Consider the following 22,540-nt stretch of genomic DNA (forward strand, 5'->3'; position numbering starts at 1 on the left):
CTGTCGCACGTAGGAAACAATAAAAACGTGTGCTGTATTATGGGGTTCCTTGCTCGGTGAGAAGTCGGCGCTCTGAATCGCGACTGGGCTGGCCTAATAAGCGTTTATAGTCATCGAGGCTTTTTTGGTAACAAGTGCAGCTCACTTTTTCCAAAGCATTTCGGTTGGTAATATTTATTTTGCCACGGCTGTATTGGATGAGATTGTTTTGCTGCATGACGCCTGCCGCAACAGTAACCCCGCTTCGTCGCACCCCTAACATATCTGCGAGAAACTGGTGAGTGAGGTGAAACTCATTACTATGAGCGCGATCCTGACTCATGAGTAGCCAACGGGCTAAGCGTTGATCGAGCTCATGAAAATGGGCACAGGCGGCACTTATAGAGAGCTGTTGCATTAGAATAAATAAGTACTGCATGAGAGTTGATCGTAGCTGAGGACATTGTTGTAGCACCTGCTGTAACTCGCCGACACCAATACGCCAAGCTGTGCCTTTACCTTGTACCACCGCTTGCATGGGCACGGTAGGTAAACCAAGAACCATGGTGACACCTAACATGCCTTCATTACCGATGACACCCATTTCCAACGGTTTATGGGGCGGTAGCTTGGTGACCAGAGAGATAAATCCGCTCATTGGGAAGTAAAGATAGCTGTATCCTTCATTATGCTCGCAGAGCACAGTACCGAATTGAAGAACTACTAACTCGCAGTGGCTTAACAACAGTAAGCGTTCCTGCTCGGGGAGATGCTCGATGAGGTGGTTTGTAATGTTTGACTCTACACATGTAGACACGGGAGTTACCTTTTAACACAGGCTATACCAACATGGCGCAAGGCTAGTGCTATGTAGCCTTGAATCACAAGCATACGCAAATAGTAAACTCAGGTATGTGCGCTATAACACGTATAGCGCAGGAGGTATGGGTGGGGGCTTTTTATTTCTTGTTAGCCAAGAAAGGAAGCAAGCGGTTAGTTTCGGATTTAACCACGCGATAACACTCGCAACAGGTATCTTCCAGTTTCTCTCGATCGTTCACTAGAATATGGCCTCGGCTATAGTCAATAACGCCTTTCTTATGTAAACGACCCGCAGCTTCCGTTACCCCCTCCCGGCGTACCCCTAGCATATTGGCTATGAGTTCTTGGGTCATCACGAGGTGATTACCTTCTAACCGATCGAGCGATAACAATAACCAACGACAAAGTTGTTGTTCGATACTGTGGTGACGATTACAAACGGCGGTTTGCGCCATTTGTGTAATCAGTGCTTGAGCGTAGCGCAACGTTAAATATAGCAGTTCACCATGACGATTGAACTCGGTTTTCATGCGCGATCCAACAATGCGATAAGCATAACCGGCACTTTGGACTATTCCCCGACTCGTGGTGCTCTCTCCACCCATCAGCAGCGACATACCGACGAAACCATCGTTGCCAACAACTGATATTTCAGCTTGGGAGCCGTTTTCCATGACATAGAGCAAAGAAACAATGCAATCTGTTGGAAAATAAACATGGCGCATTACATCACCCGTTTCATACAGTACTGCGGCTAATGGCATCTCAACCAGCTCCATGTGAGGCAGTAGGCGTTCTTGAATCTCTACAGGCAACGCATTCAAAAAATAATTTCGCGTCGGCTTTTGGTTGTCTAGTTTAGAGTGATCCACTTTCGAAACAGTTGTCATTGCTCATTCCTTTTCAGCACTGGCAAGCGTTCAGTATAGTTCACCAATTGCCACTATCTGTGCGATACCGCACATATAGAATCCGCTGCATAACCGCACAACCGAATAGATTACGAAATAACCCAATATTATGAAGTAGATAGATCGAAGTTAAGGGCTAGTCGTCGGCTACTCTGTGTATGTTTTTCAAGAATCTTTACACACGTATATTTCGTTAGGTGTGATAACGAACGGAGCATGTGCTGAAGAGGGCTTATGCTTTCGAACTTGCCCGAACATCTTCGTTCGCAGGCAAGTCTCTTCGGAAGGAGCTTACTATGAACTATGAAACACGCGATACAATGGGTATCTACAAGGCAAATGGCGTAGGCCCTGGCCCTGGACCTCACCAAATGGGTGCAAACACCCTGGTGGGCAATGATGTTTGCAATCATAAAGAAGAAAGCCTCGGTGACATTAAGGAAATTATGTTGGATGTGACCAATGGCAAGGTTACTTATGCCGTTCTTTCATTCGGTTCGTTTCTTGGTATGGGCGAAAAATTGTTTGCAGTGCCGTGGTCTGCACTCACTCTTGATACTGAGAACAAACGCTTTATCTTAAATGTTGAAAAGGACAGCCTGAGTGATGCGCCAGGTTTCGACAAGAAAGATTGGCCAAACATGGCTGATGCGACTTGGAGCAACGATGTGGATGCTTACTATGCGTCGGAGCGTTTAGATAGTGCCCCGCGGTAACATTTTCTGATGCTCGGAGTAAACCCGCTCTTGTGAGCGGGTTTTTTGTGTGTTGTGTTGCCTAGTGCACATACAGAACAGGAAAAACACTGCATATTGGTAAATCAAATTGAAAGAATAGGTACAACGTTATGTTAGAAACAATCATCGTATTATTACTTATTTTCTGGGCTTTTGGTCTATTAACGTCTTATACCATGGGTGGGTTTATTCACATCTTACTGGTTGTTGCATTAGTGGTTATCGTCGTGCGCCTGTTGCGCGGTCGTAGCATTTAATTACCCTAAGATTTCCTATTGGTGCGAGCATAAAGCGCGGAATACTCTGAGGTTACGAGCATGTTTTCCTTGAGCAAAGAATTGAATAAAAAAAGCAGCACGGTGAGTGCTGCTTTTGAATGAAAAGAAAGCTAGTTTCTTATGCGTTACTTAAATTCTTCATCAATGGGTGTTTGTGCGAAGTAGTTCGTGTAATTACTGAGGGTTTTTTGCCCGACTAACAGAACGACTTCAAGCACATGCTTCTGTGACAATCAACTATTAGGCGTGTTGTGAAAGAAATCGCAGAACTTACCCAAGAACGAATAAGTTCTGCGAATTGAGACTGGTTTTGCCGGGTTAGTAGCCTTCCGCGCCCAGTTTCACGCGCTCTATCCAGTTATGAACACGTGCTTCAAGCAGCGGTAAGGGCAATGAGCCACCGCCAAGAACGGTATCGTGAAAAGCGCGAATATCAAATAACGCACCCAGCTCTTGTTCCGCTTCGGCACGCAAATCTTGAATACGCATCATACCAATTTTGTATGCGGTGGCTTGTCCGGGCCATACCAAGTAACGCTGCACTTCCGCTACAATGGAGCCTTCCGTTATCGGAGTATTCTCTTTAAAGTAGTCGATGGCATCTTGTTCGGTCCATCCCATTGCATGCATGCCTGTGTCGACAACTAATCGGGCGGCCCGCCAAATTTCAGCAATCAGGCGACCGAAATCTGAGTAATCATCCTCGTACCCGCCCATTTCTTTGGCAAGCAACTCTGAATACAACGCCCAACCTTCCGTATACACGGTATGCCGCTCTTGGGTTCGGAAACGGGGAATGCCTCTGAGTTCTTGGGCAATTGAAATTTGCATATGATGCCCCGGATTGCCTTCATGATAAGCCACCGCTTCCATATCTATCTTGGGCATCGAGCGCATATCGGAGAGGTGTGCATAGTAAATTCCAGGACGTGAACCATCCGGTGTTCCTGGATAGTAGTGTTGCGGTGCACCATCTTGCTCGCGGAATGGTTCAACCCGACGCACAACTAAATCAGCCTGAGGTAAAATGCCGAAAAACTCAGGTAATTTCTCGTTAATGGCATCAAGAAATGCCTTTGAGTCGTCGAGATAGGCCTGCCGGCCCTCATCGGTATTCGGATAGTAGAATTGATCATCCTCGAGTACAAACTCGAAAAACTCATCCAAAGTACCGGCAAATTCAACCCGATCCATAATCTCGCGCATCTCGTCTTGGATACGTGCCACTTCATTAATACCAATTCGGTGAATCTCTTCGGCGCTCAAATCGGTGGTGGTGTGGAACCACAGCATATGCTGGTAATAATCATCACCGCCTTCAAACCGACTAACACCGGTCGGGTTTGTGGGGGCATGTTCCATATCGGACTCTAACCAAGCAATCATGCCTTGGTAGGCGGGGCCAACATGGTTAAGCAGGGCGGACCGTGCTGCAGCCATGTAACGATTCATGTCATCGTAACTGATAGCATCAGCATCGTGTAGCTTGTTAATTTTGGAATAGGCATCTTGATACATCGGCGAGCGCGTCGAGGTTTCTTCGAAAGGTGCCCCTGTTACTAAGTTGCGCGCTTGTTGAATAGCGCCCTTATATGCAAAATCCGGCGGTCGAATGCCATTTTCTGCACGTGATTGCGCCATTTCTGTCATGGTATTCAGGCGATCCCCCATGACTTCTAAACGCGCAATGTAAGCTTGTAAATCTTCTTCGCTCTCAACATTATGAAAACCGATGATGAACTGGGCTAGGTTGGCATGTTGGCTCGACATTTGGTGGAGCACATAGCCGAAATCGCGATACTCTGCGCTACGTTGCGCTCTATCGACATTATACAACCATAAATCATAGGAAGTTTGGGCTTCTTCATTGAGTAGGGTGTAGTCGAAATTGGCTTGCATCTCTACGGCGGTGCGTTCCAGCCACGCCAACATTTCTTCTTGCGCTTCTTCGCTGATGTCATCAAGTTCGTCATAGCGATCTTTGCGCCCGAGCATTGTCATCTGAATAGGGCTGAGCTGGAGCCTTTCTTCATAACGTTCATCAAACCAACGGTTAAGTCGCTCCGATTCGGTAAGTGCTGCTTCAACCCGAGTCGACACATCAGGTGAGGCAACTTCTTGCCGCTGGGGGGCTTCTCCACAGCCAATAATCAATGCAGTTGTGCTTAAAATGAGTAACAGACGTTTCATGATGTCTCCTCGCATGCTGTGCGATTCTTTTAGATACGAACAGTTTCAGCCTTTATAAACTTACTATGTCACGAATTTTTTTGTGAACCTATTGAAGCCTAGCAGGTTTTTAGGAACTTGTGGGGTTTCAAGTTACGCATGGGCTCACGGGAGTGATATACTGGTTGAAAGATGGTCGAACTGAGACCTAAACATTTTCAATCCTGCAAACATGCAACGGATACCCAGATTTTATGAGTCAAGACACAAACACCCCGCAACCGCAATTTGATGTGGAAATCCCATCCCGTGAAGCGATGTTGGAAGTGATTCGTGATGCAGTTAAACCTGTTCCCTATCAAGATATACTGGCGCATTTTAAGCTGAAAGATGAGCGTCAGCATATTGGTGTGAAGCGACGTTTACGAGCCATGGAACGTGATGGTCAGCTCGTTTATACACGCAATGATTCCTATGGCCTACCTGAGCGTATGGATCTGAAAAAAGGCGTGGTGATAGGTCATCGCGATGGGTTTGGTTTTGTGCAGCTCGATGAAGGCGGGCAAGATCTTTATCTTCCTTATCATCAGATGCAATTAGTGATGCATGGTGATCGGGTACTGGTAAAGGCGGGCTCAACCGATTCTCGTGGGCGACGAGAGGGACGTATCGTTCGTAGCCTGAGTGAAGAAAAACGCGAAATCGTTGGTCGCTACTTTTTTGAGCAAGGCTTATCGTTAGTGGTGCCCGATGATACCCGTCAGGGGCAAGATTTAATTATTCCTCCCGAGCACGTGAATGGTGCCCGCCATGGACAAATGGTGGTAGCAGAGGTTTTAGCGCGACCAAGTCGACGCTCATCGCCACTGGCAAGAGTCAAAGAAATTCTTGGTGATCATTTAGCGCCAGGCATGGAAATAGAAGTGGCTATCCGCGAACATGGCATTCCCTATGAGTGGCCTGATGCACTAGCTAAAGAAGCTGAGAGCATTCCTGCCGAGGTGTCTGATAAAGACAAGCAAGGTCGCGTCGATTTACGTAAATTACCGTTAGTGACCATTGACGGTGAAGATGCCCGCGATTTTGATGATGCAGTGTTTTGCCAACCGGATGGCAAAGGCTTTCGCTTATGGGTCGCTATCGCTGATGTCAGCCATTATGTTCGTCCGGGTACCGCGTTAGATAAAGAAGCTCTCGCTCGCGGTAATTCCGTATATTTTCCTAATCATGTAGTGCCGATGCTGCCCGAAGCGCTATCGAACGGATTGTGTTCGCTTAATCCTCAGGTAGACCGTCTATGTATGGTTGCAGAAATGGTCATTGGGGCGCGCGGTAAGTTACTGGAATATAGTTTCTATCCTGCGGTGATGAACTCCCATGCGCGCCTAACCTATACCAAGGTGGCGGCAATTCTTGAAGGCGACCCGCAGTTACGCAAGGAATACGATAAGGTTGTTCCGCATATCGAGAACTTGCAGAAACTATATAAAGTATTGCGAAGTACCCGAGAAAAACGGGGCGCAATCGATTTTGATACGGTTGAAACCCGCTTTATCTTCAATGCTGAACGAAAAATTGATCGTATTGTGCCGGTGCATCGCAATCAAGCGCATATGCTGATTGAAGAATGCATGATTATGGCGAATGTCGCTGCTGCCCAATTCGTCGAGAAGCATAAAGGTGGCGCATTGTTCCGGGTGCATGATCTACCAGATGAAGATCGGTTAATGGCGTTTCGGATGGTACTCGGAGAGCTAGGGCTAACCATGCCGCTGCAAGGCGAACCCCACCCCCGCGACTTTGCCCAGGTATTAGAGCAGATCGCGGATCGGCCAGACCGAGAGCTCATTCAAACCATGTTGCTACGCTCGTTGCAGCAAGCGGTGTATAGCTCCGATAATCGAGGCCATTTCGGTTTGAGCTTGGCAGGTTATGCGCACTTTACATCGCCTATACGGCGTTATCCCGATCTAATATTGCATCGTGAGATTAAGCGTATTCTTAGCGAAACCCTGCCCGGGATGCCCGGTTTAGAAGGCGCGCACTACTATGATACGGCCGCGCTCGGTGAGCTTGGTCCCCATTGTTCACATACCGAACGACGGGCCGATGATGCCACCCGACAGGTGGATGAGTTCCTCAAGTGTGAATTCATGCAAGACCATGTGGGTGATGAGTTCGACGGGGTAATTTCCTCGGTGACTAACTTTGGCCTGTTTATTCGCCTGAACGATTTGATGATTGATGGGTTAGTGCATATTTCAAATATGACCCAAGAATATTATCACTATGACGCTGATCGCCATTTGTTAATTGGAGAAAGCAGCGGCAAAGTTTATCGAATAGGCGATAAAGCGAGAGTAAAAGTGGCTGCGTCCAACTTAGTGGAACGTAAAATTGACTTCGCGCTTATCTCCGTTGAGCACACATCGGCGGCGTTGCCTCCGCGCAAACGTGTTGATAATAAACGAGGCAAACGCAAAGAGTCGGGCAAAGGTTCCGGACGTGGTGCTAAGCCTGAACGCAGCGGGTCACAAAGCAAAGGCAAGCGTGGCTCGGGAAAACCTAAAGGTAAGGGTAGCCCGAAGAAAACCGGCGGTTCGCCTTCAGGTAAAAGTCCAAAACAGAAAAAACGGCGGTCTTGATGAGTAAGAATGATGTAGTTTTTGGTATCCACTCAGTATCTGCAGTGCTGCAGCACCATCCTGAGCGTGCCATTGAATTATTTGTGCAAAAAGATCGTGATGATTCCGCGGTGCAAGACATCGTAAAACTGGCGCGTCAGATTGGGGTACGCCCTCAATTTAGCCATCGTAAAACCTTGGATGAGCGTATTGGCGAAGGCAATCATCAAGGGGTGTTGCTATTTGTTACTCCTGCACGGCAATACCAAGAAGCAGATTTGCCTGAGTTGTGTCAGCAAGCGGGTCAAAAAGCATTGTTCTTGGTGCTCGACCAAGTAACGGATCCACATAACCTGGGCGCGTGCCTGCGAACCGCTGATGCTTCGGGTGTAACTGCGGTGATCGTACCGAAAGACAAATCGGCAAATCTTAATAGTACCGTGCGCAAAGTTGCTAGTGGCGCCGCTGAAGTGGTGCCTTTGGTTACTGCAACAAATTTAGCGCGGGCTTTACGTATTTTAAAAGATGAAGGTGTTTGGGTGACCGGCACTGCCGGCGAAGCCACGCAAACCTTATATCAGAATAAATTTGCTGGCCCTGTGGCGTTGGTGATGGGGGCCGAAGGCACGGGCATGCGCCGACTCACCCGCGAGCTTTGTGATGATTTAGTCGCTATTCCGCTAGCAGGTACGGTGGGTAGTTTAAATGTGTCAGTGGCGGCCGGAGTTTGTCTGTTTGAAGTGGTCCGCCAACGTGGGTTGCAAGGCTAGGCATGACAGACAACGCTTCCGAAACAAAAAGCGCTTGGTGGCAGAAGCTGGCGCCTGTTGTGGCTATTGTCGCGGTCGTTATTGCTTTATTGATCTTGGCCTGGGTAGGTACGCCCGATGATGCAGATCGTGTGTACCGGCCGCCGGTTGCGCTAACAGTTGAATTAACCGAGAATTCCCGACCGCTGACTATTTTGGCGGACGATTTACACTACCGCATGAACACGCACCATACCTACCGCATCACTGACGCGCCAGAGACTGCGCATTTTGTTGTAGAAGTGCGTGTGCGAACCATCGAACAGGGTATTCGCGCAGAGGCGGATATTTCCTCGTCGAGCAGTTCAGGTTTTACGCAAGTGGTCGAAGGGCCTGAAAATGCGAGTTTAATGCTGTCTGGCAAACTCTTTTCATTAATTAATCAAGAAATCACCCGACAAACCAATCAATAAAGTTCTAATGCCCGGCAATGCCGGCTTTTTGCTTGCGCTTATTGGCTAAGTTACGTACAATGCGCCGGCTTGAATCAGCCCAACACAATGTTTCAAGTTCCTTGCCTTCATGTCAGCCGGGCTGAGCTGCACCTAGGCTTTAATCCATAAGGAGCAATTTAATGCGTCATTATGAAATCGTATTTATGGTTCATCCGGACCAAAGCGAACAGGTTCCAGGCATGATCGAGCGGTACACAGAAACCGTGAAATCATCAGGCGGTTCAATTAACCGTTTAGAAGACTGGGGCCGTCGGCAACTAGCTTATCCAATCAACAAGCTGCACAAAGCTCACTATGTTCTAATGAACGTAGAAGCAACGGCAGAAGCTGTGGAAGAGTTAGAAACCAACTTCCGTTACAACGATGCGGTACTGCGCAGCCTGGTTATGCGTAAAGACGAAGCGATCAGCGAGCCTTCACCTTTTGGTAAGCCAAAAGAAAAAGAAGATCGCCGTGAAGCGAAAGCTGAGACTGCATCTGCTGAGTGATGTCGGCTACAGCTCAGGGCTCTGCAATGAACCATTTAGTTATTCGCGGCACCTTAGTTAAAACGCCTCGATTAACCCGCAGCCCCTCTGGAATTTCCCACTTACTACTAGCGATCGAACATCGTTCGATGCAAGAAGAAGCGGGCTTAACACGACAGTGTTATGCAAGAATTCAAGCAGTGGTAAGCGGTGTGGAAGCAGAATCTTGGTCTACGAAACTTTCTCTGGGTAGTGAAATTGAGGCAAGCGGATTTTTACAGCGTCATGAAAACGCTAACGGAGTCCCACGATTAGTCCTCCATGCCCAGACTATAAAACAGGTTTAACAGGAGAACACCATGGCTCGTTTTTTCCGTCGTCGTAAGTTCTGCCGCTTTAAGGCAGAAGGCGTAAAAGAAATCGATTACAAAGATATCGCTACGCTGAAAAATTATATCACTGAAACTGGTAAGATCGTCCCTAGCCGTATTACCGGTACTTCAGCTAAGTATCAGCGTCAGCTGGCGCGCGCTATTAAGCGTGCCCGTTACCTGAGCTTGCTGCCATACACTGATGGCCACAAGTAAAGGAGATTGTAACGATGAATATTATTCTTCTTGATAAAGTTGCAAACCTTGGCAGCCTGGGCGACCAGGTGAACGTGAAGTCTGGCTATGCTCGTAACTTCTTGTTCCCACAAGGTAAAGCTGTTCCAGCGACTAAAGCGAATGTTGAAATGTTTGAACAACGTCGCGCTGAGTTGGAAGAGAAAATTGCCGCAGATTTAGCAACAGCTGAAGCGCGTGCAGAGAAAATCAACGGTTTAGACACTATTGTTATCACTTCTAAAGCTGGTGACGAAGGCAAACTGTTCGGTTCTATCGGTACCCGTGATATCGCTGATGCAGTAAATGCTGCCGGTGTTGAAGTGCAGAAGAGCGAGATTCTTATGCCTCATGGAACTATCCGTGAAGTAGGGGAATACGAAATCGAACTGCAATTGCACGCCGACGTACTTGCCGCTATTACCCTGAAGGTAGAAGCAGGCGAGTAAGGATTACATATCCTTTCCATGAAAAGCAGCACCTCGGTGCTGCTTTTTTTTTGTGGCCTGTGTATTATCGACGGTCTATCGTGAATTTTATATCAATAATAGTTTTGTAATTCACTCAAGCAGCAATTTGGAAGCGAACTCTGTGGCCACTAAGAACCCCATGACAAAAACATCGAAGCCAACTGATGCAAAACTCGATGCGTTAAAAACGCCCCCCAATTCAATAGAAGCTGAGCAATCGGTGTTGGGCGGTCTGATGCTCGACAATCAGGCGTGGGATAATGTGGCGGAACGGGTCATTACAGAGGATTTTTATTTGCTTTCGCATCGCCTTATTTTCGCAGTGATGCAGCGCTTAAGTGAAGAAAATAAACCTATCGATTTGGTCACGCTTACCGAGCGTTTAGAGTTATCAAATGAGCTCGAACGCGTAGGTGGAACGGCTTACTTACTTGAGATCCAAAAGAATACCCCAAGCTCTGCCAATATTAATGCTTATGCGGATATTGTGCGCGAACGCGCTTTGCTCCGGGAAATGATTGGAGTGGCCAATGAAATCGCGGAAGCGGGTTTCACTCCAAAAGGGCGTGCAAGTAAGGAGTTGCTCGATTTTGCTGAGTCAAAAGTGTTTGCCATTGCTGAAAAGCGAAGCTCAAGTAATGAAGGCCCGCAAAATCTGAAAGGCATTTTGGATAAAACCCTCGATCGCATTGAGTATTTAAGCCAAAACGCCAACTTAAGTGGTGTAACAGGGGTCTCGACGGGGTTTGTCGATCTAGACAAAAAAACCGCAGGCTTGCAGCCGTCGGATCTGGTGATCGTTGCCGCGCGACCCTCTATGGGTAAAACCACGTTTGCCATGAACTTGGTAGAGCGGGCGGCGTTGAATGAAGACAAGCCGGTAGTGGTGTTTAGCCTTGAGATGCCCTCCGAGCAGATTATTATGCGGATGCTTGCATCTTTGAGCCGGGTGAATCAAACCAAAGTACGTACCGGGCAGCTTGATGACGATGACTGGGCTCGCATTGCTTCGGCCATGACTATGCTCAAAGAGAAAGGCAAGTTATACATCGACGATAGCTCCGGTTTAACACCGACTGAAGTGCGCTCGCGCGCGCGCAGAATTGCGCGGGAACATAACGGCGTAAGTATGGTGATGGTGGATTACTTGCAGTTGATGACAGTACCCGGAATTTCGGAAAATAGAACCTTGGAAATTGCAGAAATTTCCCGTTCATTAAAAGCACTCGCCAAAGAGTTAAAGTGCCCCGTGGTGGCACTGTCTCAGCTGAACCGCTCCCTTGAGCAACGCGCAGATAAGCGCCCCGTGAATTCTGATTTACGTGAATCTGGTTCTATTGAGCAAGATGCCGATGTGATCATGTTTATTTATCGGGATGAGGTATATCACCCAGAAACCGAAGATGAAGGCTTAGCTGAAATTATTATTGGAAAGCAACGGAACGGACCGATCGGGCGAATTAAATTGCGTTTTCATGGTCAATATTCGCGCTTTGATAATTATTCCGGCGCTCCTGTAGATGATGAGTACTAAATAGTGATAGACACACCGGCATCTTCGCTCACCATGCGTCCGGCGTGGGCAGACATAGATCTAAACGCGTTACGTCATAACCTTCAGGTCCTTCGAGAGCGAGCAGGCTCACGACGTGTGCTTGCGATTTTAAAAGCCAACGCCTATGGCCATGGCTTAACTCGCATTGCGCAGGCACTCGGTGATGTTGATGCTATCGGTGTGGCGCGAGTTGATGAAGCTTTGGAGCTTCGCAAAGCCGGGATTACGCGTCCGATTGTACTGCTCGAAGGTTTCTTTGATGCCAAGCAAATTCCTGTGTTAGCCGTGAGCCATATTCAACCGGTGTTACATACCAAACACCAAGTTGGCCAACTGCTGCGCACACCTGACCTTCCAGAGCCTATGCGAGTTTGGTTAAAAGTGGATACAGGCATGCATCGTTTGGGACTAAACGCAGAAGATGCAGAACGTATATATCATGCGCTTGATCAATCGCCTTTAGTTACGGGTCATCCGGTACTAATGAGCCACTTTGCCTGTGCTGACGAGCCGGATCATGAACTCAATGGCCGCCAAATAGCCTTGTTTGAGGATATTAAACAAGCGCTCCCTTACGCCACAACATCCTTTGCCAATAGCGCAGCACTATTTGCGGATTTAGCCGCTGATGATGATTGGGTGCGCCCAGGTGTAGCGCTTTACGGCATAAGCCCTTTTCCGCAACAAACCGGAACCGATTTAAACTTGCAGGCGGTGATGAAGCTGCAGGCCAGCATTATTTCAATTCGAAAAATTCGAGCAGGGGAATCGGTGGGCTATGGGGCGTCGTGGACGGCAAGTAACGATACGTGGATTGGCATCGTTGCTATTGGTTACGGAGATGGTTATCCGCGTCATGCACCTCATGGTACGCCAGTGTGGATTAATGGTCAGGAGTATCCACTGGTAGGCCGGGTTGCTATGGATATGATTACTGTTGAGTTAGGCCCAAATATGAGCGCTCAATTGGGTGACACCGCGCAACTTTGGGGGCCGGATCTCCCCGTGGAAAAGGTTGCAGAGAAAGTAGGTACAATTCCTTACGAATTACTGTGCAACGTGGCGCGGCGAGTAAATTTAGACTATTTAAACGAATAAAAGAGGCATAAATGCCTCTTTTATATTGCGAAAGTAACGCAGTTACATGACCTTGGGGGTTTCACTCTCAATCCCTTCTTTGGTACAGGTATTGCAGATACCTATGGCCTCTACAGTTTGTTGATGGACACTAAATCCTTGATTCTGCGCTTGCTGCAAAAACTCTTCATGTACACCGCGTGAATGAATTTCCTGCACGCCCCCGCAATGGGAACAAATGAGCATCTGAACGGGATGTTGCTTTTCAAAGTGCGAGCACAATACATAGCTATTCGACGATGAAACTTTATGCACAAAGCCCTGCGCTTGCAGAAATTCTAATGCCCGATAAATGGTCGGTGGCTTGGCATTAGGCATGCCCTGTTTTAACTGCTCAAGAAGATCGTAAGCGCCAATGGCTCCCGACTGCTTCGTCAGTAACTCAAATACTTCTCGCCGGGTTGGTGTTAGCCGAACACCTCGTCGTTGACACATGACTTCTGCACGTTGAACCAGTTGTTGGGTATTTTTACTCATATTCAAGGGCGCTTTTATCACTTTAAAACCAGAATAAAGAGTCTTCATCTTAGCATGGATTCTTTATGGGAATGCAAGGGCAGCAGCGCGTCTCTATTTTTTGCTGGGGATTTCCAGTAAAATAGCGCGCTGATAAAGAGGAGTAGTTGATGATCAGCGTAGCCCCGATGCTGGATTGGACCGATCGGCACTGTCGGTTTTTCCATCGGCAAATAAGCCAGCACGCACTGTTGTATACCGAGATGGTTACAACAGGTGCGATATTGCATGGGCGCATGGATTTTCTAGCCTATAACGAGCAGGAGCACCCTGTGGCGTTGCAACTTGGCGGTAGTGATCCAACGGATTTGGCACGTTGTGCAAAATTAGCAGAAGAGCGAGGCTATGACGAAATCAACCTAAACGTGGGTTGTCCCTCTGATCGCGTCCAAAATGGGCGTTTCGGTGCTTGTTTAATGGCAGAGCCCGCGCTGGTGGCAGAGTGTATCAAAGCCATGCAAGACGCTGCCCCAACGACCTTGGTAACAGTAAAAACGCGTTTGGGTATCGATGAACATGATAGCTATGCGTTTTTACAAGCATTCTTAGAGCCGCTGCGTGAGATACAGTGCCCACGGGTGATTTTGCATGCTCGCAAAGCTTGGCTCAATGGCTTGAGCCCCAAACAGAATCGCGAAATTCCGCCACTCGACTATGCCCGCGTATACCAAGCGAAACGAGATTATTCAGAGTTTGAAATACACCTCAACGGCGGTGTGGAATCTGTTGAGCAAGCCCGACAGCACTTGACCCTCGTCGATGGTGTGATGATAGGTCGCGCAGCCTATCAAAATCCTTGGTTGCTTGCTGAGGCTGACGAATTAATGGGGCATGGGCCATCAACCGTCAGTAAAGAGCAGGTCATTACCACTATGGCAGCCTATATTGAATCGCATATCGCCCAGGGCGGACGGTTTTGGCATGTAGCACGCCATATGTTGGGATTATTTCAAGCCTGTCCGGGCGCACGTCAGTGGCGCCGTCACCTTAGTCAACAAGGGCCGACAGCGGTAGACGCATCGCCGTTATGGGAGGCCTACGGAATTGTAAAACGGGAAACCGAGCGGGCTCAGGAACGCGCGCTTTCGCCTAGTTAGTCAGTTACACCAGTCGTATTCAATAATTAGTCAAAAAGACTAACGCAGTGGTTGAAGTCATTGTGTTGGTCTTTTTTGTTTTTAATAAATACCAATATATCAGTTAGTTGCAATGTTGGCATGGGAATTGAATATCTATCGTTATGCATCAAACATATTGGCAAATGACGCACACAAATCACGTCACTTGCCGTGGATAACGAAAGGAGAACACCATGACTTCAGTAAAAACATTGGCTAGTGCGATAGTTGTCGCCGTCCTAATGCAGGCGCCAGTACATGCCGCAGATACCACAAGTGCACACCAGGATATGAATATCCATGACGTACTTAAACAGGAATTGGGTGGACAGGTTATGCATTTTAACCAGCAGTTTACTCATTCCGTGAGCGCAGCTGCACGCTTTCAGTTAGAGGCAGACAAGGAAGAATTTAAAAATGCTCTCTTGGATGAACTTGCTGAAAACGATCATCTGCTCGCTAAGCGCGCTGAGAAGGGAGAAAAGCCTCTCGCTCCGTAACCGATTCTTTGCTAGTCTTGAGTGACACACCAACACAATAAGAACACTAGGACTTAGCTATGAAGAACGTACTTGCGATCACTATCGCCGGAGCCCTTTCAATGGCAACTTTCTCTGCTCAGAGTACAGAGATTGTAGCAGGCGAACAGGCTATGCGAATTGCTCAGGAATCGATGATTATCGATACTCACATCGATGTCCCCTGGCGTTTAATAAACGACTGGGAGGATGTGAGTAAAGCCACTGAACGTGGTGATTTCGATTACGAACGAGCGCTCGCTGGTGGTTTGAACGTTCCTTTCATGGCGATCTACATTCCCTCTAGTTATGAAGACAACGGCGCATACACGCTCGCCAATCATCTCATCGATTTTATGGAAGCACTGGTGTATCGGGCACCCGAAAAATTTGCTATCCCTCATTCGGTAGATGACCTTTTTGCCCATCAAGAAAAGGGCCTGATGAGTCTGGCCATGGGAATGGAGAATGGCGCACCTATCGAGGGTGACATGGAGAAGCTTTATCACTTCTTCGAACGGGGTGTGCGCTACATTACGTTAGCCCACTCTGAAGACAATCACATTGCTGATTCATCGTACGATATCCGTCAAACTTGGGGCGGGCTAAGCCCATTCGGTCGCGACCTCGTGCGAGAAATGAATCGCATCGGCATGATGGTGGATGTTTCCCATATTTCTGATAAAGCATTTTATGATGTGCTTGAAATTACTCAGGTACCTGTGGTGGCAACGCACTCGTCAGCTCGGCGCTTTACGCCAGGTTGGCAGCGCAATATGAATGACGACATGATCAAGGCCTTAGCTGAGAATGGTGGCGTGATTCAAGTTACTTTTGGCTCTACTTTTGTGACGCCAATGGCGAATCAACACCGGGCACGAATTCAAAGACTAACCCGTGAGATTAATGCACGGTTAGGCGAGGGAACCCCAGAGGCGATTGCAGCGATTGAGAAAATGCGTGAAGAAAACCCTTATCCGTTCGCTACCAAAGCCGATGTTCTGGATCATATCGATCACATTGTTAATTTAGTCGGTATTGAACATGTCGGTATAGGTTCTGATTATGATGGCGTAGGGGATACCTTACCGGTTGGTTTGAAAGATGCGAGAACCTTCCCTAACTTGATTCAGGGCTTGCTCGACCGTGGCTATTCAGAAGAAGATATTAATAAAATTCTGCACGGGAATACCTTGCGGGTGTGGCGTGCCGCAGAAGCATTCGCCGCAGCCGAAGCCGAGTAAAGCACAATCGCCGAGTGGACTGCAGGTTTATTCGTTAAAAAAATGTAGATATACTCGGCAACACATTCATTAGAATTAGAGTTAGTTAGCCATGCCGACATCGTTAATCGTCGTTGATGATTTTTTTAGTAATGCTCAAGGGCTGCGAGATGCAGCCCTCCGTCTTACCTATCCTGAAGTGCAAGGTCCGTATCCGGGTCGCAACTCAGTAGAGCGTATAAATTTGGAAGGCCTTACCAATGAAGTATCTCGTATTGTTGGCGAGCCTTTGGTTGCGATGGAGCAAGGACAAGCCCATGGTAAATGTAGGATTGCTTTAGGTACTGATGTAGGTGAGGCCAAAGTGCATGTTGATGGCTCTCACTGGTCGGGAATTCTGTACCTAAGCAAACCCGAAGATTGCCGCGGGGGAACTGAGTTTTTTAGACATATCCCCACCAATACTGAGCGTGCACCATATAGCGACCAAGAAGCATTACAGCGATTTGGAGCTACATCAGCAAAACAGTGGACAGCGGATATTCTAGACAATGACTCAACCGATGACTCGAAATGGGAAATGACGATGCGTGTACCCATGCGATTTAATCGATTGGTACTGTTGCGACCATGGTTATGGCACACGGCGGGTGAGTCGTTTGGCACGACCCCAGAAGATGGGCGTTTAATCTATTTAATGTTCTTCGGCTCCGCACGGGGCTAGTGTTAAAGACCCGAGTGATGCTCGGGTCTTTTCGTTTTCACAGACTTAGCCATAAGTGCACTTTCAATAGGGTTTCTACAGGATAGCGCCACAGGCGATTCATACTGCAGAAAGCCTTGACTTGCCCCTCCAAACCCGTATAATCTCGCCCACGTCTTTTTCGACGTAATTTAGATTTAGCATCGTAGATTCACGCATGTTACAGCTTTCGGGCTGATGTCTGATTGTGCGATTGCTTCAACAACGGCCCCGATTGGGGGTCGAATGGTGGTTAAAAATACTTCCTCTTCCTGCCGTAAAGGTAGCCGAAGCGGCGAGTTTTTTTATGCTCTTTTTTAAATGCTCTTTATATGAGGCTTTGATTATATGTCTGGTCAAAGAATTCGGATTCGCTTGAAAGCTTTCGATCACCGCTTGATCGACCAGTCTACAGCGGAAATCGTAGATACAGCGAAACGTACCGGTGCACAGGTTCGTGGTCCAATTCCACTGCCTACGCGCAAAGAACGTTTCACCGTGCTTATTTCTCCGCACGTAAACAAAGACGCCCGTGATCAGTACGAGATCCGCACCCACAAGCGTCTTATCGATATCATCGAGCCAACAGAAAAGACTGTTGACGCTCTGATGCGTTTGGACCTGGCTGCTGGTGTAGATGTACAGATCAGCCTGGGCTAAGTGAGCAACAAGATTCTGGATAAGAGGTTTTAACAATGGCTATTGGTCTAGTCGGTCGGAAAGTAGGAATGACGCGCATCTTCCAAGAAGATGGTGCATCAGTTCCTGTGACTGTGATCGAAGTGTTGGCGAACCGTGTGACTCAGGTTAAAAACCTAGACACCGACGGTTACCGTGCACTTCAGGTGACCACTGGTAGCAAGAAGACCAACCGTGTCAACAAACCTGCAGCAGGTCACTTCGCCAAAGCTGGCGTAGAAGCTGGCCGTGGTCTGTGGGAATTCCGCCTTAATGGCGAAGAAGGTACTGACATCGAAGTTGGATCTGAGCTGACCGTGGAAATCTTTGCGGACACCAAAATGGTAGACGTAACCGGTACCTCCAAAGGTAAAGGTTTCGCCGGTACTGTGAAACGCTGGAACTTCAGCATGCAAGACGCGACGCATGGTAACTCATTGTCGCATCGTGCGCCTGGTTCTATCGGTCAAAACCAGTCACCTGGTAAAGTTTTTAAAGGTAAGAAGATGGCCGGCCACATGGGTTCTGAGCGCGTAACTGTGCAGTCCCTTGAAGTCGTCCGTGTTGACGCTGAGCGCAACTTGCTTCTGGTTAAAGGCGCTGTCCCTGGAGCTTCTGGTGGCAACGTTATCGTTAAGCCAGCAGTGAAAGCGTAACGTCTGAGGAGATTAGTGATGGAATTAGCATTAAAAGACGCGAAAGGCGCTCTTGAAGTTTCCGAAGCTACCTTTGGACGTGAATTCAATGAAGCTTTGGTGCATCAGGTTGTAGTGGCCTATGCAGCGGGCGCACGTCAAGGTAGTCGGGCTCAAAAGACGCGTTCAGAAGTTTCTGGTGGTGGCAAAAAGCCATGGCGCCAGAAAGGTACTGGTCGCGCTCGTGCGGGTACTATCCGCAGCCCATTGTGGCGTTCAGGTGGTGTTAGCTTCGCAGCGAAACCACAGAATCACGCCCAAAAGGTTAACAAGAAGATGTATCGCGGTGCGCTCAAGAGCATTCTCTCTGAGCTAGTTCGCCAAGATCGTCTGATCGTTGTTGAGAACTTTGGTATCGATACGCCAAAGACGAAGCAACTGGTAAGCAAGTTGAAAGAGCTGGAATTGAACGACGTTCTAATCATCACCAAAGATGTTGATGAGAACTTGTTCCTGGCTTCTCGTAACCTGCATAAAGTCGACGTACGTGATGTACAGGGCATCGATCCGGTCAGCTTGATCGCATTCGATAAAGTTCTGTTCACTGCGGACGCAGTCAAGCAGCTTGAGGAGACATTGTCATGATGCGTGAAGAACGTTTGCTGAAAGTCATTCTGGCGCCTCACGTTTCTGAAAAAGCGACTGTTTCTGCTGAGAACAACAACACTGTTGTGTTCAAAGTAGCAAAAGACGCGACTAAGTCAGAAATCAAAGCTGCGGTAGAGAAACTGTTTGAAGTCGAAGTCACCGGCGTACGCACGCTAAACGTGAAAGGTAAAACTAAGCGTTTTGGTATGCGCGTAGGGAAGCGTAGCGATTGGAAAAAAGCTTACGTCACTCTAGGCGAAGGTGCTGACATCGATTTCGTCGGCGGCGCTGAGTAAACAGGAGGATATTGAAGATGGCTGTTGTAAAAATGAAGCCTACGTCTCCGGGTCGTCGCCACGTCGTTAAAGTCGTTGGTCAGGACCTGTACAAAGGCAAGCCATACGCTCCGTTGTTGGAAAAGAACGCCAAGAACGGTGGTCGTAACAATAATGGCCGGATTACCGTACGTCACATTGGTGGTGGTCACAAGCATCACTATCGTTTGATTGATTTCAAACGTAACAAAGACGGTATTCCAGCTACTGTAGAGCGCATTGAGTATGACCCTAACCGGTCAGCGAACATCGCTCTGGTGTTGTATGCAGACGGCGAGCGTCGCTACATTCTGGCCCCAAAAGGCCTGACTGCTGGTGATAAAGTCGTGTCTGGTTCAGACGCACCAATTAAAGCAGGTAATGCATTGCCTCTGCGCAACATTCCAGTAGGTGCTGTTGTGCACGCTATTGAGATGAAGCCTGGCAAAGGTGCTCAGTTGGCTCGCTCTGCGGGAACATCTGTGCAAGTACTGGCACGAGAAGGCTTATACGTCACTGTACGTCTGCGTTCTGGTGAAGTACGTAAGATTCTGGCCGAATGTCGTGCGACAATCGGTGAGGTTGGTAACGCTGAACACATGCTCAAGCAATTGGGTAAAGCTGGTGCTAAGCGCTGGCGTGGTGTTCGCCCAACGGTCCGTGGTGTTGCCATGAACCCGGTTGATCACCCACACGGTGGTGGTGAAGGCCGGACTTCAGGTGGACGTCATCCGGTGTCTCCATGGGGTGTTCCTACGAAGGGCTATAAGACTCGTAAGAACAAGCGTACTAGCAAGTACATCGTGCGTCGTCGCACTAAGTAAAGGCAAGGGGTTTTATAATGCCACGTTCTCTTAAAAAAGGTCCATTTATTGACCTTCACCTACTCAAGAAGGTGGAGAAGGCGATGGAAAGCGGGGACAAGAAGCCAATTAAGACTTGGTCCCGTCGTTCAATGATCATTCCAGATATGATTGGATTGACCATCGCTGTTCATAACGGTCGCCAGCACGTACCGGTTTTCGTTTCTGAGGAAATGATCGGTCACAAGCTTGGTGAATTCGCTCCGACTCGCACTTATCGCGGCCATGCTGCAGATAAGAAAGCTAAGAAACGGTAAGAGGTGAATACAATGCAAGCTATTGCTAAACATAAATTTGCCCGCCTTTCTCCGCAAAAGGGTCGTTTGGTTGCAGACCAAATTCGTGGTCAATCAGTAGCAAAAGCGCTGGAAACTCTGGCATACAGCCAGAAGAAAGCAGCGACTCTGATCAAGAAAGTTCTTGAATCAGCGATTGCGAATGCTGAACACAACGAAGGTGCGGACATCGATGAGCTGAAAGTTTCAGCGATCATGGTCGACGAAGGTCCTACCATGAAGCGGATTAAGCCTCGTGCGAAAGGTCGTGCGGATCGTATCTTAAAGCGGACCAGCCACATTACTGTGGTTGTTTCAGATAGCTAGGAGATAAGTTATGGGTCAGAAAGTACATCCTAATGGTATTCGCCTAGGTATCACCAAGCCATATAATGCTACCTGGTACGCGGAGTCCAAGGATTTTGCTGATAACCTTCACAGTGATCATCAGGTGCGTTTGCTCCTGAAAGAAAAACTGAAAGGTGCATCAGTATCACGCATCGTTATCGAGCGTCCTGCTAAGAGTGTTCGTGTGACTATTCACACTGCACGCCCTGGTGTGGTTATCGGTAAAAAAGGCGAAGATGTTGAAAAGCTGCGCCAAGAAGTATCGAAATTGACTGGTGTTCCAGCTCAAATCAATATTTCAGAAGTTCGCAAACCAGAGCTTGATGCTCAATTGGTTGCAGAGAACATCGCTGGTCAGCTGGAGCGTCGTGTTATGTTCCGTCGTGCTATGAAGCGCGCCGTACAGAACGCAATGCGCCTGGGTGCCAAAGGTATCAAAGTTGAAGTAAGTGGTCGTCTTGGTGGTGCTGAAATCGCACGTACTGAGTGGTACCGTGAAGGTCGCGTTCCGTTGCACACTTTACGTGCTGACATCGATTACGCAACTGCAGAAGCTGCAACAACTTACGGTATCATTGGCGTGAAGGTCTGGGTTTTCCGTGGCGAAGTATTGGGCGGAATGCCTGTCGCCGAAGAAAAACCAGCGGCGCAGAAGCGCGGCAAAGGTCGTAAGTAAGGAGAAGCAACATGTTACAACCTAAGCGTACGAAATTTCGTAAGGTTCACACAGGCCGTAACCGCGGTCTGGCGCAGTCGGGTAACAAAGTAAGCTTCGGTACTTATGGCCTTAAGGCTACTGAGCGCGGTCGTATGACTGCACGTCAGATCGAAGCTGCCCGTCGTGCGATGACTCGTCATGTTAAACGTCAAGGTAAAATCTGGATTCGCGTATTCCCAGACAAGCCAATTACCAAGAAGCCTCTTGAAGTGCGGATGGGTAAAGGTAAGGGTAACGTTGAATACTGGGTTGCTCAGATTCAGCCAGGTCGCGTCTTGTACGAGATGGACGGCGTATCTGAAGAGCTGGCACGTGAGGCATTCAAATTAGCGGCTGCCAAACTGCCATTCAAGACCACCTTTGTTTCTCGGACGGTGATGTAATGAAAGCAAGCGAACTGAACGCGAAAAGCGTTGAAGAACTGAATCAGGAGCTGCTTGGTTTGCTGCGTGAGCAATTTAATTTGCGCATGCAAGCTGCGACCGGCCAACTGAATCAGTCTCACCTGTTGAAGCTAGTGCGCAAAGATATCGCACGTGTGAAAACAGTGATTAATCAAAAGGCAGGTGCGTAATGAGTGAAGCAAAATCAATCCGTACTGTGCAAGGCCGTGTTGTAAGTAGCAAAATGGACAAGTCTATTGTTGTTGCTATCGAGCGTCAGGTTAAGCACCCGATTTACGGTAAGTACATCAAGCGGACTACTAAGCTCCACGCACACGACGAAAACAATACATGCCAAGAAGGTGATTTGGTGTCGATCCGGGAAACTCGCCCGGTATCTAAAACTAAGTCATGGACTTTGGTAGACGTTATTGAGCGTGCTGCAGGCGTTTAATCCGCCGGTAGAAATGCCAACGAATAAACGACTCTCTTCGGAGGGTCGTTTTTTTTTGCGTGTTATTAATGCCTTACTATACTAGACAA

Annotated in this window: 30 protein-coding genes; 26 read left to right on the top strand and 4 right to left on the bottom strand. The window is 48.1% G+C overall.

The genetic code is table 11. The annotated features are described in order from the left end of the window. Positions 1 to 37: 37 nt before the first annotated feature. Both HXZ99_RS12380 and HXZ99_RS10450 read right to left on the bottom strand, forming a co-directional pair. Positions 38 to 796: a Crp/Fnr family transcriptional regulator gene (locus HXZ99_RS12380; RefSeq protein WP_194757242.1), complete on the bottom strand. Its 759-nt coding sequence runs from the start codon at positions 794 to 796 to the stop codon at positions 38 to 40. A 142-nt stretch (positions 797 to 938) separates the two neighbouring features. Then, a complete protein-coding gene (locus HXZ99_RS10450) occupies positions 939 to 1,691 on the bottom strand; it encodes a Crp/Fnr family transcriptional regulator (RefSeq protein WP_194757243.1) in 753 nt (250 codons plus the stop codon). Between the two features lie 317 nt (positions 1,692 to 2,008). Here HXZ99_RS10450 and HXZ99_RS10455 point away from each other — a divergent pair, with 317 nt between their 5' ends. Beyond that, positions 2,009 to 2,428: a PRC-barrel domain-containing protein gene (locus HXZ99_RS10455; protein ID WP_194757244.1), complete on the top strand. Its 420-nt coding sequence runs from the start codon at positions 2,009 to 2,011 to the stop codon at positions 2,426 to 2,428. Between the two features lie 131 nt (positions 2,429 to 2,559). Further along, complete coding sequence (locus HXZ99_RS10460) at positions 2,560 to 2,706, top strand: lmo0937 family membrane protein (RefSeq protein ID WP_194757245.1); 147 nt, start codon at positions 2,560 to 2,562, stop codon at positions 2,704 to 2,706. A gap of 339 nt (positions 2,707 to 3,045) precedes the next feature. Here the strand turns inward: HXZ99_RS10460 and HXZ99_RS10465 are convergent, their stop codons facing one another. Next, entirely contained in the window at positions 3,046 to 4,917 is a 1,872-nt protein-coding gene (locus HXZ99_RS10465) for a DUF885 domain-containing protein (protein WP_194757246.1), read from the bottom strand. Positions 4,918 to 5,150: 233 nt separating this feature from the next. Here HXZ99_RS10465 and rnr point away from each other — a divergent pair, with 233 nt between their 5' ends. From rnr to alr, 9 genes are all read left to right on the top strand, one after another. After that, a complete protein-coding gene (gene rnr / locus HXZ99_RS10470; RefSeq protein ID WP_194757247.1) occupies positions 5,151 to 7,541 on the top strand; it encodes a ribonuclease R in 2,391 nt (796 codons plus the stop codon). Beyond that, on the top strand, positions 7,541 to 8,290 hold the full coding sequence (gene rlmB, locus HXZ99_RS10475) for a 23S rRNA (guanosine(2251)-2'-O)-methyltransferase RlmB (RefSeq protein WP_194757248.1): 750 nt from the start codon (positions 7,541 to 7,543) through the stop codon (positions 8,288 to 8,290). The genes rnr and rlmB overlap by 1 nt, the downstream gene beginning before the upstream one ends. Before the next feature lie 2 nt (positions 8,291 to 8,292). After that, positions 8,293 to 8,742, top strand: coding sequence for a hypothetical protein (locus HXZ99_RS10480; RefSeq protein ID WP_194757249.1), 450 nt, complete (start codon positions 8,293 to 8,295; stop codon positions 8,740 to 8,742). Positions 8,743 to 8,903: 161 nt separating this feature from the next. Beyond that, on the top strand, positions 8,904 to 9,272 hold the full coding sequence (gene rpsF, locus HXZ99_RS10485) for a 30S ribosomal protein S6 (RefSeq protein WP_194757250.1): 369 nt from the start codon (positions 8,904 to 8,906) through the stop codon (positions 9,270 to 9,272). Positions 9,273 to 9,298: 26 nt separating this feature from the next. Beyond that, positions 9,299 to 9,598 (top strand): primosomal replication protein N, encoded by a 300-nt coding sequence (gene priB, locus HXZ99_RS10490; RefSeq protein WP_228517928.1) that lies wholly within the window; start codon positions 9,299 to 9,301, stop codon positions 9,596 to 9,598. Positions 9,599 to 9,610: 12 nt separating this feature from the next. After that, positions 9,611 to 9,838, top strand: coding sequence for a 30S ribosomal protein S18 (gene rpsR / locus HXZ99_RS10495; RefSeq protein ID WP_007419241.1), 228 nt, complete (start codon positions 9,611 to 9,613; stop codon positions 9,836 to 9,838). A 14-nt stretch (positions 9,839 to 9,852) separates the two neighbouring features. Then, the gene (rplI, locus tag HXZ99_RS10500) at positions 9,853 to 10,305 is read left to right on the top strand and encodes a 50S ribosomal protein L9 (protein ID WP_194757252.1); all 453 of its coding nucleotides are present in this window, start codon (positions 9,853 to 9,855) and stop codon (positions 10,303 to 10,305) included. A gap of 160 nt (positions 10,306 to 10,465) precedes the next feature. Continuing rightward, positions 10,466 to 11,860 carry a replicative DNA helicase gene (dnaB, locus tag HXZ99_RS10505; RefSeq protein ID WP_194757253.1) on the top strand — a complete coding sequence of 465 codons (1,395 nt, stop codon included), beginning with the start codon at positions 10,466 to 10,468 and terminating at the stop codon, positions 11,858 to 11,860. 3 nt (positions 11,861 to 11,863) lie between these two features. Then, complete coding sequence (gene alr, locus HXZ99_RS10510; RefSeq protein WP_331458494.1) at positions 11,864 to 12,979, top strand: alanine racemase; 1,116 nt, start codon at positions 11,864 to 11,866, stop codon at positions 12,977 to 12,979. A 42-nt stretch (positions 12,980 to 13,021) separates the two neighbouring features. On the opposite strand, the gene zur is transcribed toward alr, so the two are convergent. Continuing rightward, positions 13,022 to 13,543 carry a zinc uptake transcriptional repressor Zur gene (gene zur / locus HXZ99_RS10515; protein ID WP_228517929.1) on the bottom strand — a complete coding sequence of 174 codons (522 nt, stop codon included), beginning with the start codon at positions 13,541 to 13,543 and terminating at the stop codon, positions 13,022 to 13,024. A gap of 101 nt (positions 13,544 to 13,644) precedes the next feature. On the opposite strand from zur, the gene dusA reads away from it, so the two are divergent. The 15 genes from dusA to rpsQ all read left to right on the top strand — a co-directional run bounded on the left by dusA (position 13,645) and on the right by rpsQ (position 22,451). Beyond that, the gene (gene dusA, locus HXZ99_RS10520; RefSeq protein WP_194757254.1) at positions 13,645 to 14,631 is read left to right on the top strand and encodes a tRNA dihydrouridine(20/20a) synthase DusA; all 987 of its coding nucleotides are present in this window, start codon (positions 13,645 to 13,647) and stop codon (positions 14,629 to 14,631) included. A gap of 215 nt (positions 14,632 to 14,846) precedes the next feature. Then, positions 14,847 to 15,152, top strand: a complete 306-nt coding sequence (locus HXZ99_RS10525) for a hypothetical protein (RefSeq protein ID WP_194757255.1) — start codon at positions 14,847 to 14,849, stop codon at positions 15,150 to 15,152. 59 nt (positions 15,153 to 15,211) lie between these two features. Continuing rightward, entirely contained in the window at positions 15,212 to 16,414 is a 1,203-nt protein-coding gene (locus tag HXZ99_RS10530; RefSeq protein ID WP_194757256.1) for a dipeptidase, read from the top strand. Between the two features lie 91 nt (positions 16,415 to 16,505). Beyond that, positions 16,506 to 17,117, top strand: coding sequence for a DUF6445 family protein (locus HXZ99_RS10535; RefSeq protein WP_194757257.1), 612 nt, complete (start codon positions 16,506 to 16,508; stop codon positions 17,115 to 17,117). Between the two features lie 366 nt (positions 17,118 to 17,483). Next, complete coding sequence (rpsJ, locus tag HXZ99_RS10540) at positions 17,484 to 17,795, top strand: 30S ribosomal protein S10 (protein ID WP_007419233.1); 312 nt, start codon at positions 17,484 to 17,486, stop codon at positions 17,793 to 17,795. 35 nt (positions 17,796 to 17,830) lie between these two features. Further along, the gene (rplC, locus tag HXZ99_RS10545) at positions 17,831 to 18,469 is read left to right on the top strand and encodes a 50S ribosomal protein L3 (protein WP_194757258.1); all 639 of its coding nucleotides are present in this window, start codon (positions 17,831 to 17,833) and stop codon (positions 18,467 to 18,469) included. Positions 18,470 to 18,487: 18 nt separating this feature from the next. Further along, positions 18,488 to 19,093 (top strand): 50S ribosomal protein L4, encoded by a 606-nt coding sequence (gene rplD, locus HXZ99_RS10550; RefSeq protein WP_143236541.1) that lies wholly within the window; start codon positions 18,488 to 18,490, stop codon positions 19,091 to 19,093. Continuing rightward, positions 19,090 to 19,392 (top strand): 50S ribosomal protein L23, encoded by a 303-nt coding sequence (gene rplW / locus HXZ99_RS10555; RefSeq protein ID WP_126777746.1) that lies wholly within the window; start codon positions 19,090 to 19,092, stop codon positions 19,390 to 19,392. Before rplD ends, rplW begins: the two co-directional genes overlap by 4 nt. A gap of 17 nt (positions 19,393 to 19,409) precedes the next feature. Further along, the gene (gene rplB / locus HXZ99_RS10560; protein WP_194757259.1) at positions 19,410 to 20,234 is read left to right on the top strand and encodes a 50S ribosomal protein L2; all 825 of its coding nucleotides are present in this window, start codon (positions 19,410 to 19,412) and stop codon (positions 20,232 to 20,234) included. Between the two features lie 17 nt (positions 20,235 to 20,251). After that, entirely contained in the window at positions 20,252 to 20,530 is a 279-nt protein-coding gene (rpsS, locus tag HXZ99_RS10565) for a 30S ribosomal protein S19 (RefSeq protein WP_143236539.1), read from the top strand. A 12-nt stretch (positions 20,531 to 20,542) separates the two neighbouring features. Beyond that, positions 20,543 to 20,875, top strand: coding sequence for a 50S ribosomal protein L22 (gene rplV / locus HXZ99_RS10570; RefSeq protein WP_194757260.1), 333 nt, complete (start codon positions 20,543 to 20,545; stop codon positions 20,873 to 20,875). A gap of 10 nt (positions 20,876 to 20,885) precedes the next feature. Then, complete coding sequence (gene rpsC / locus HXZ99_RS10575) at positions 20,886 to 21,572, top strand: 30S ribosomal protein S3 (protein WP_194757261.1); 687 nt, start codon at positions 20,886 to 20,888, stop codon at positions 21,570 to 21,572. 11 nt (positions 21,573 to 21,583) lie between these two features. Beyond that, positions 21,584 to 21,997 (top strand): 50S ribosomal protein L16, encoded by a 414-nt coding sequence (gene rplP / locus HXZ99_RS10580; RefSeq protein ID WP_143236537.1) that lies wholly within the window; start codon positions 21,584 to 21,586, stop codon positions 21,995 to 21,997. After that, a complete protein-coding gene (gene rpmC, locus HXZ99_RS10585; RefSeq protein WP_194757262.1) occupies positions 21,997 to 22,188 on the top strand; it encodes a 50S ribosomal protein L29 in 192 nt (63 codons plus the stop codon). The genes rplP and rpmC overlap by 1 nt, the downstream gene beginning before the upstream one ends. Beyond that, entirely contained in the window at positions 22,188 to 22,451 is a 264-nt protein-coding gene (gene rpsQ / locus HXZ99_RS10590) for a 30S ribosomal protein S17 (protein ID WP_194757263.1), read from the top strand. The genes rpmC and rpsQ overlap by 1 nt, the downstream gene beginning before the upstream one ends. Positions 22,452 to 22,540 lie beyond the last annotated feature (89 nt).

This window comes from Aliidiomarina indica (genome assembly GCF_015354615.1).
Lineage (GTDB): Bacteria > Pseudomonadota > Gammaproteobacteria > Enterobacterales > Alteromonadaceae > Aliidiomarina > Aliidiomarina indica.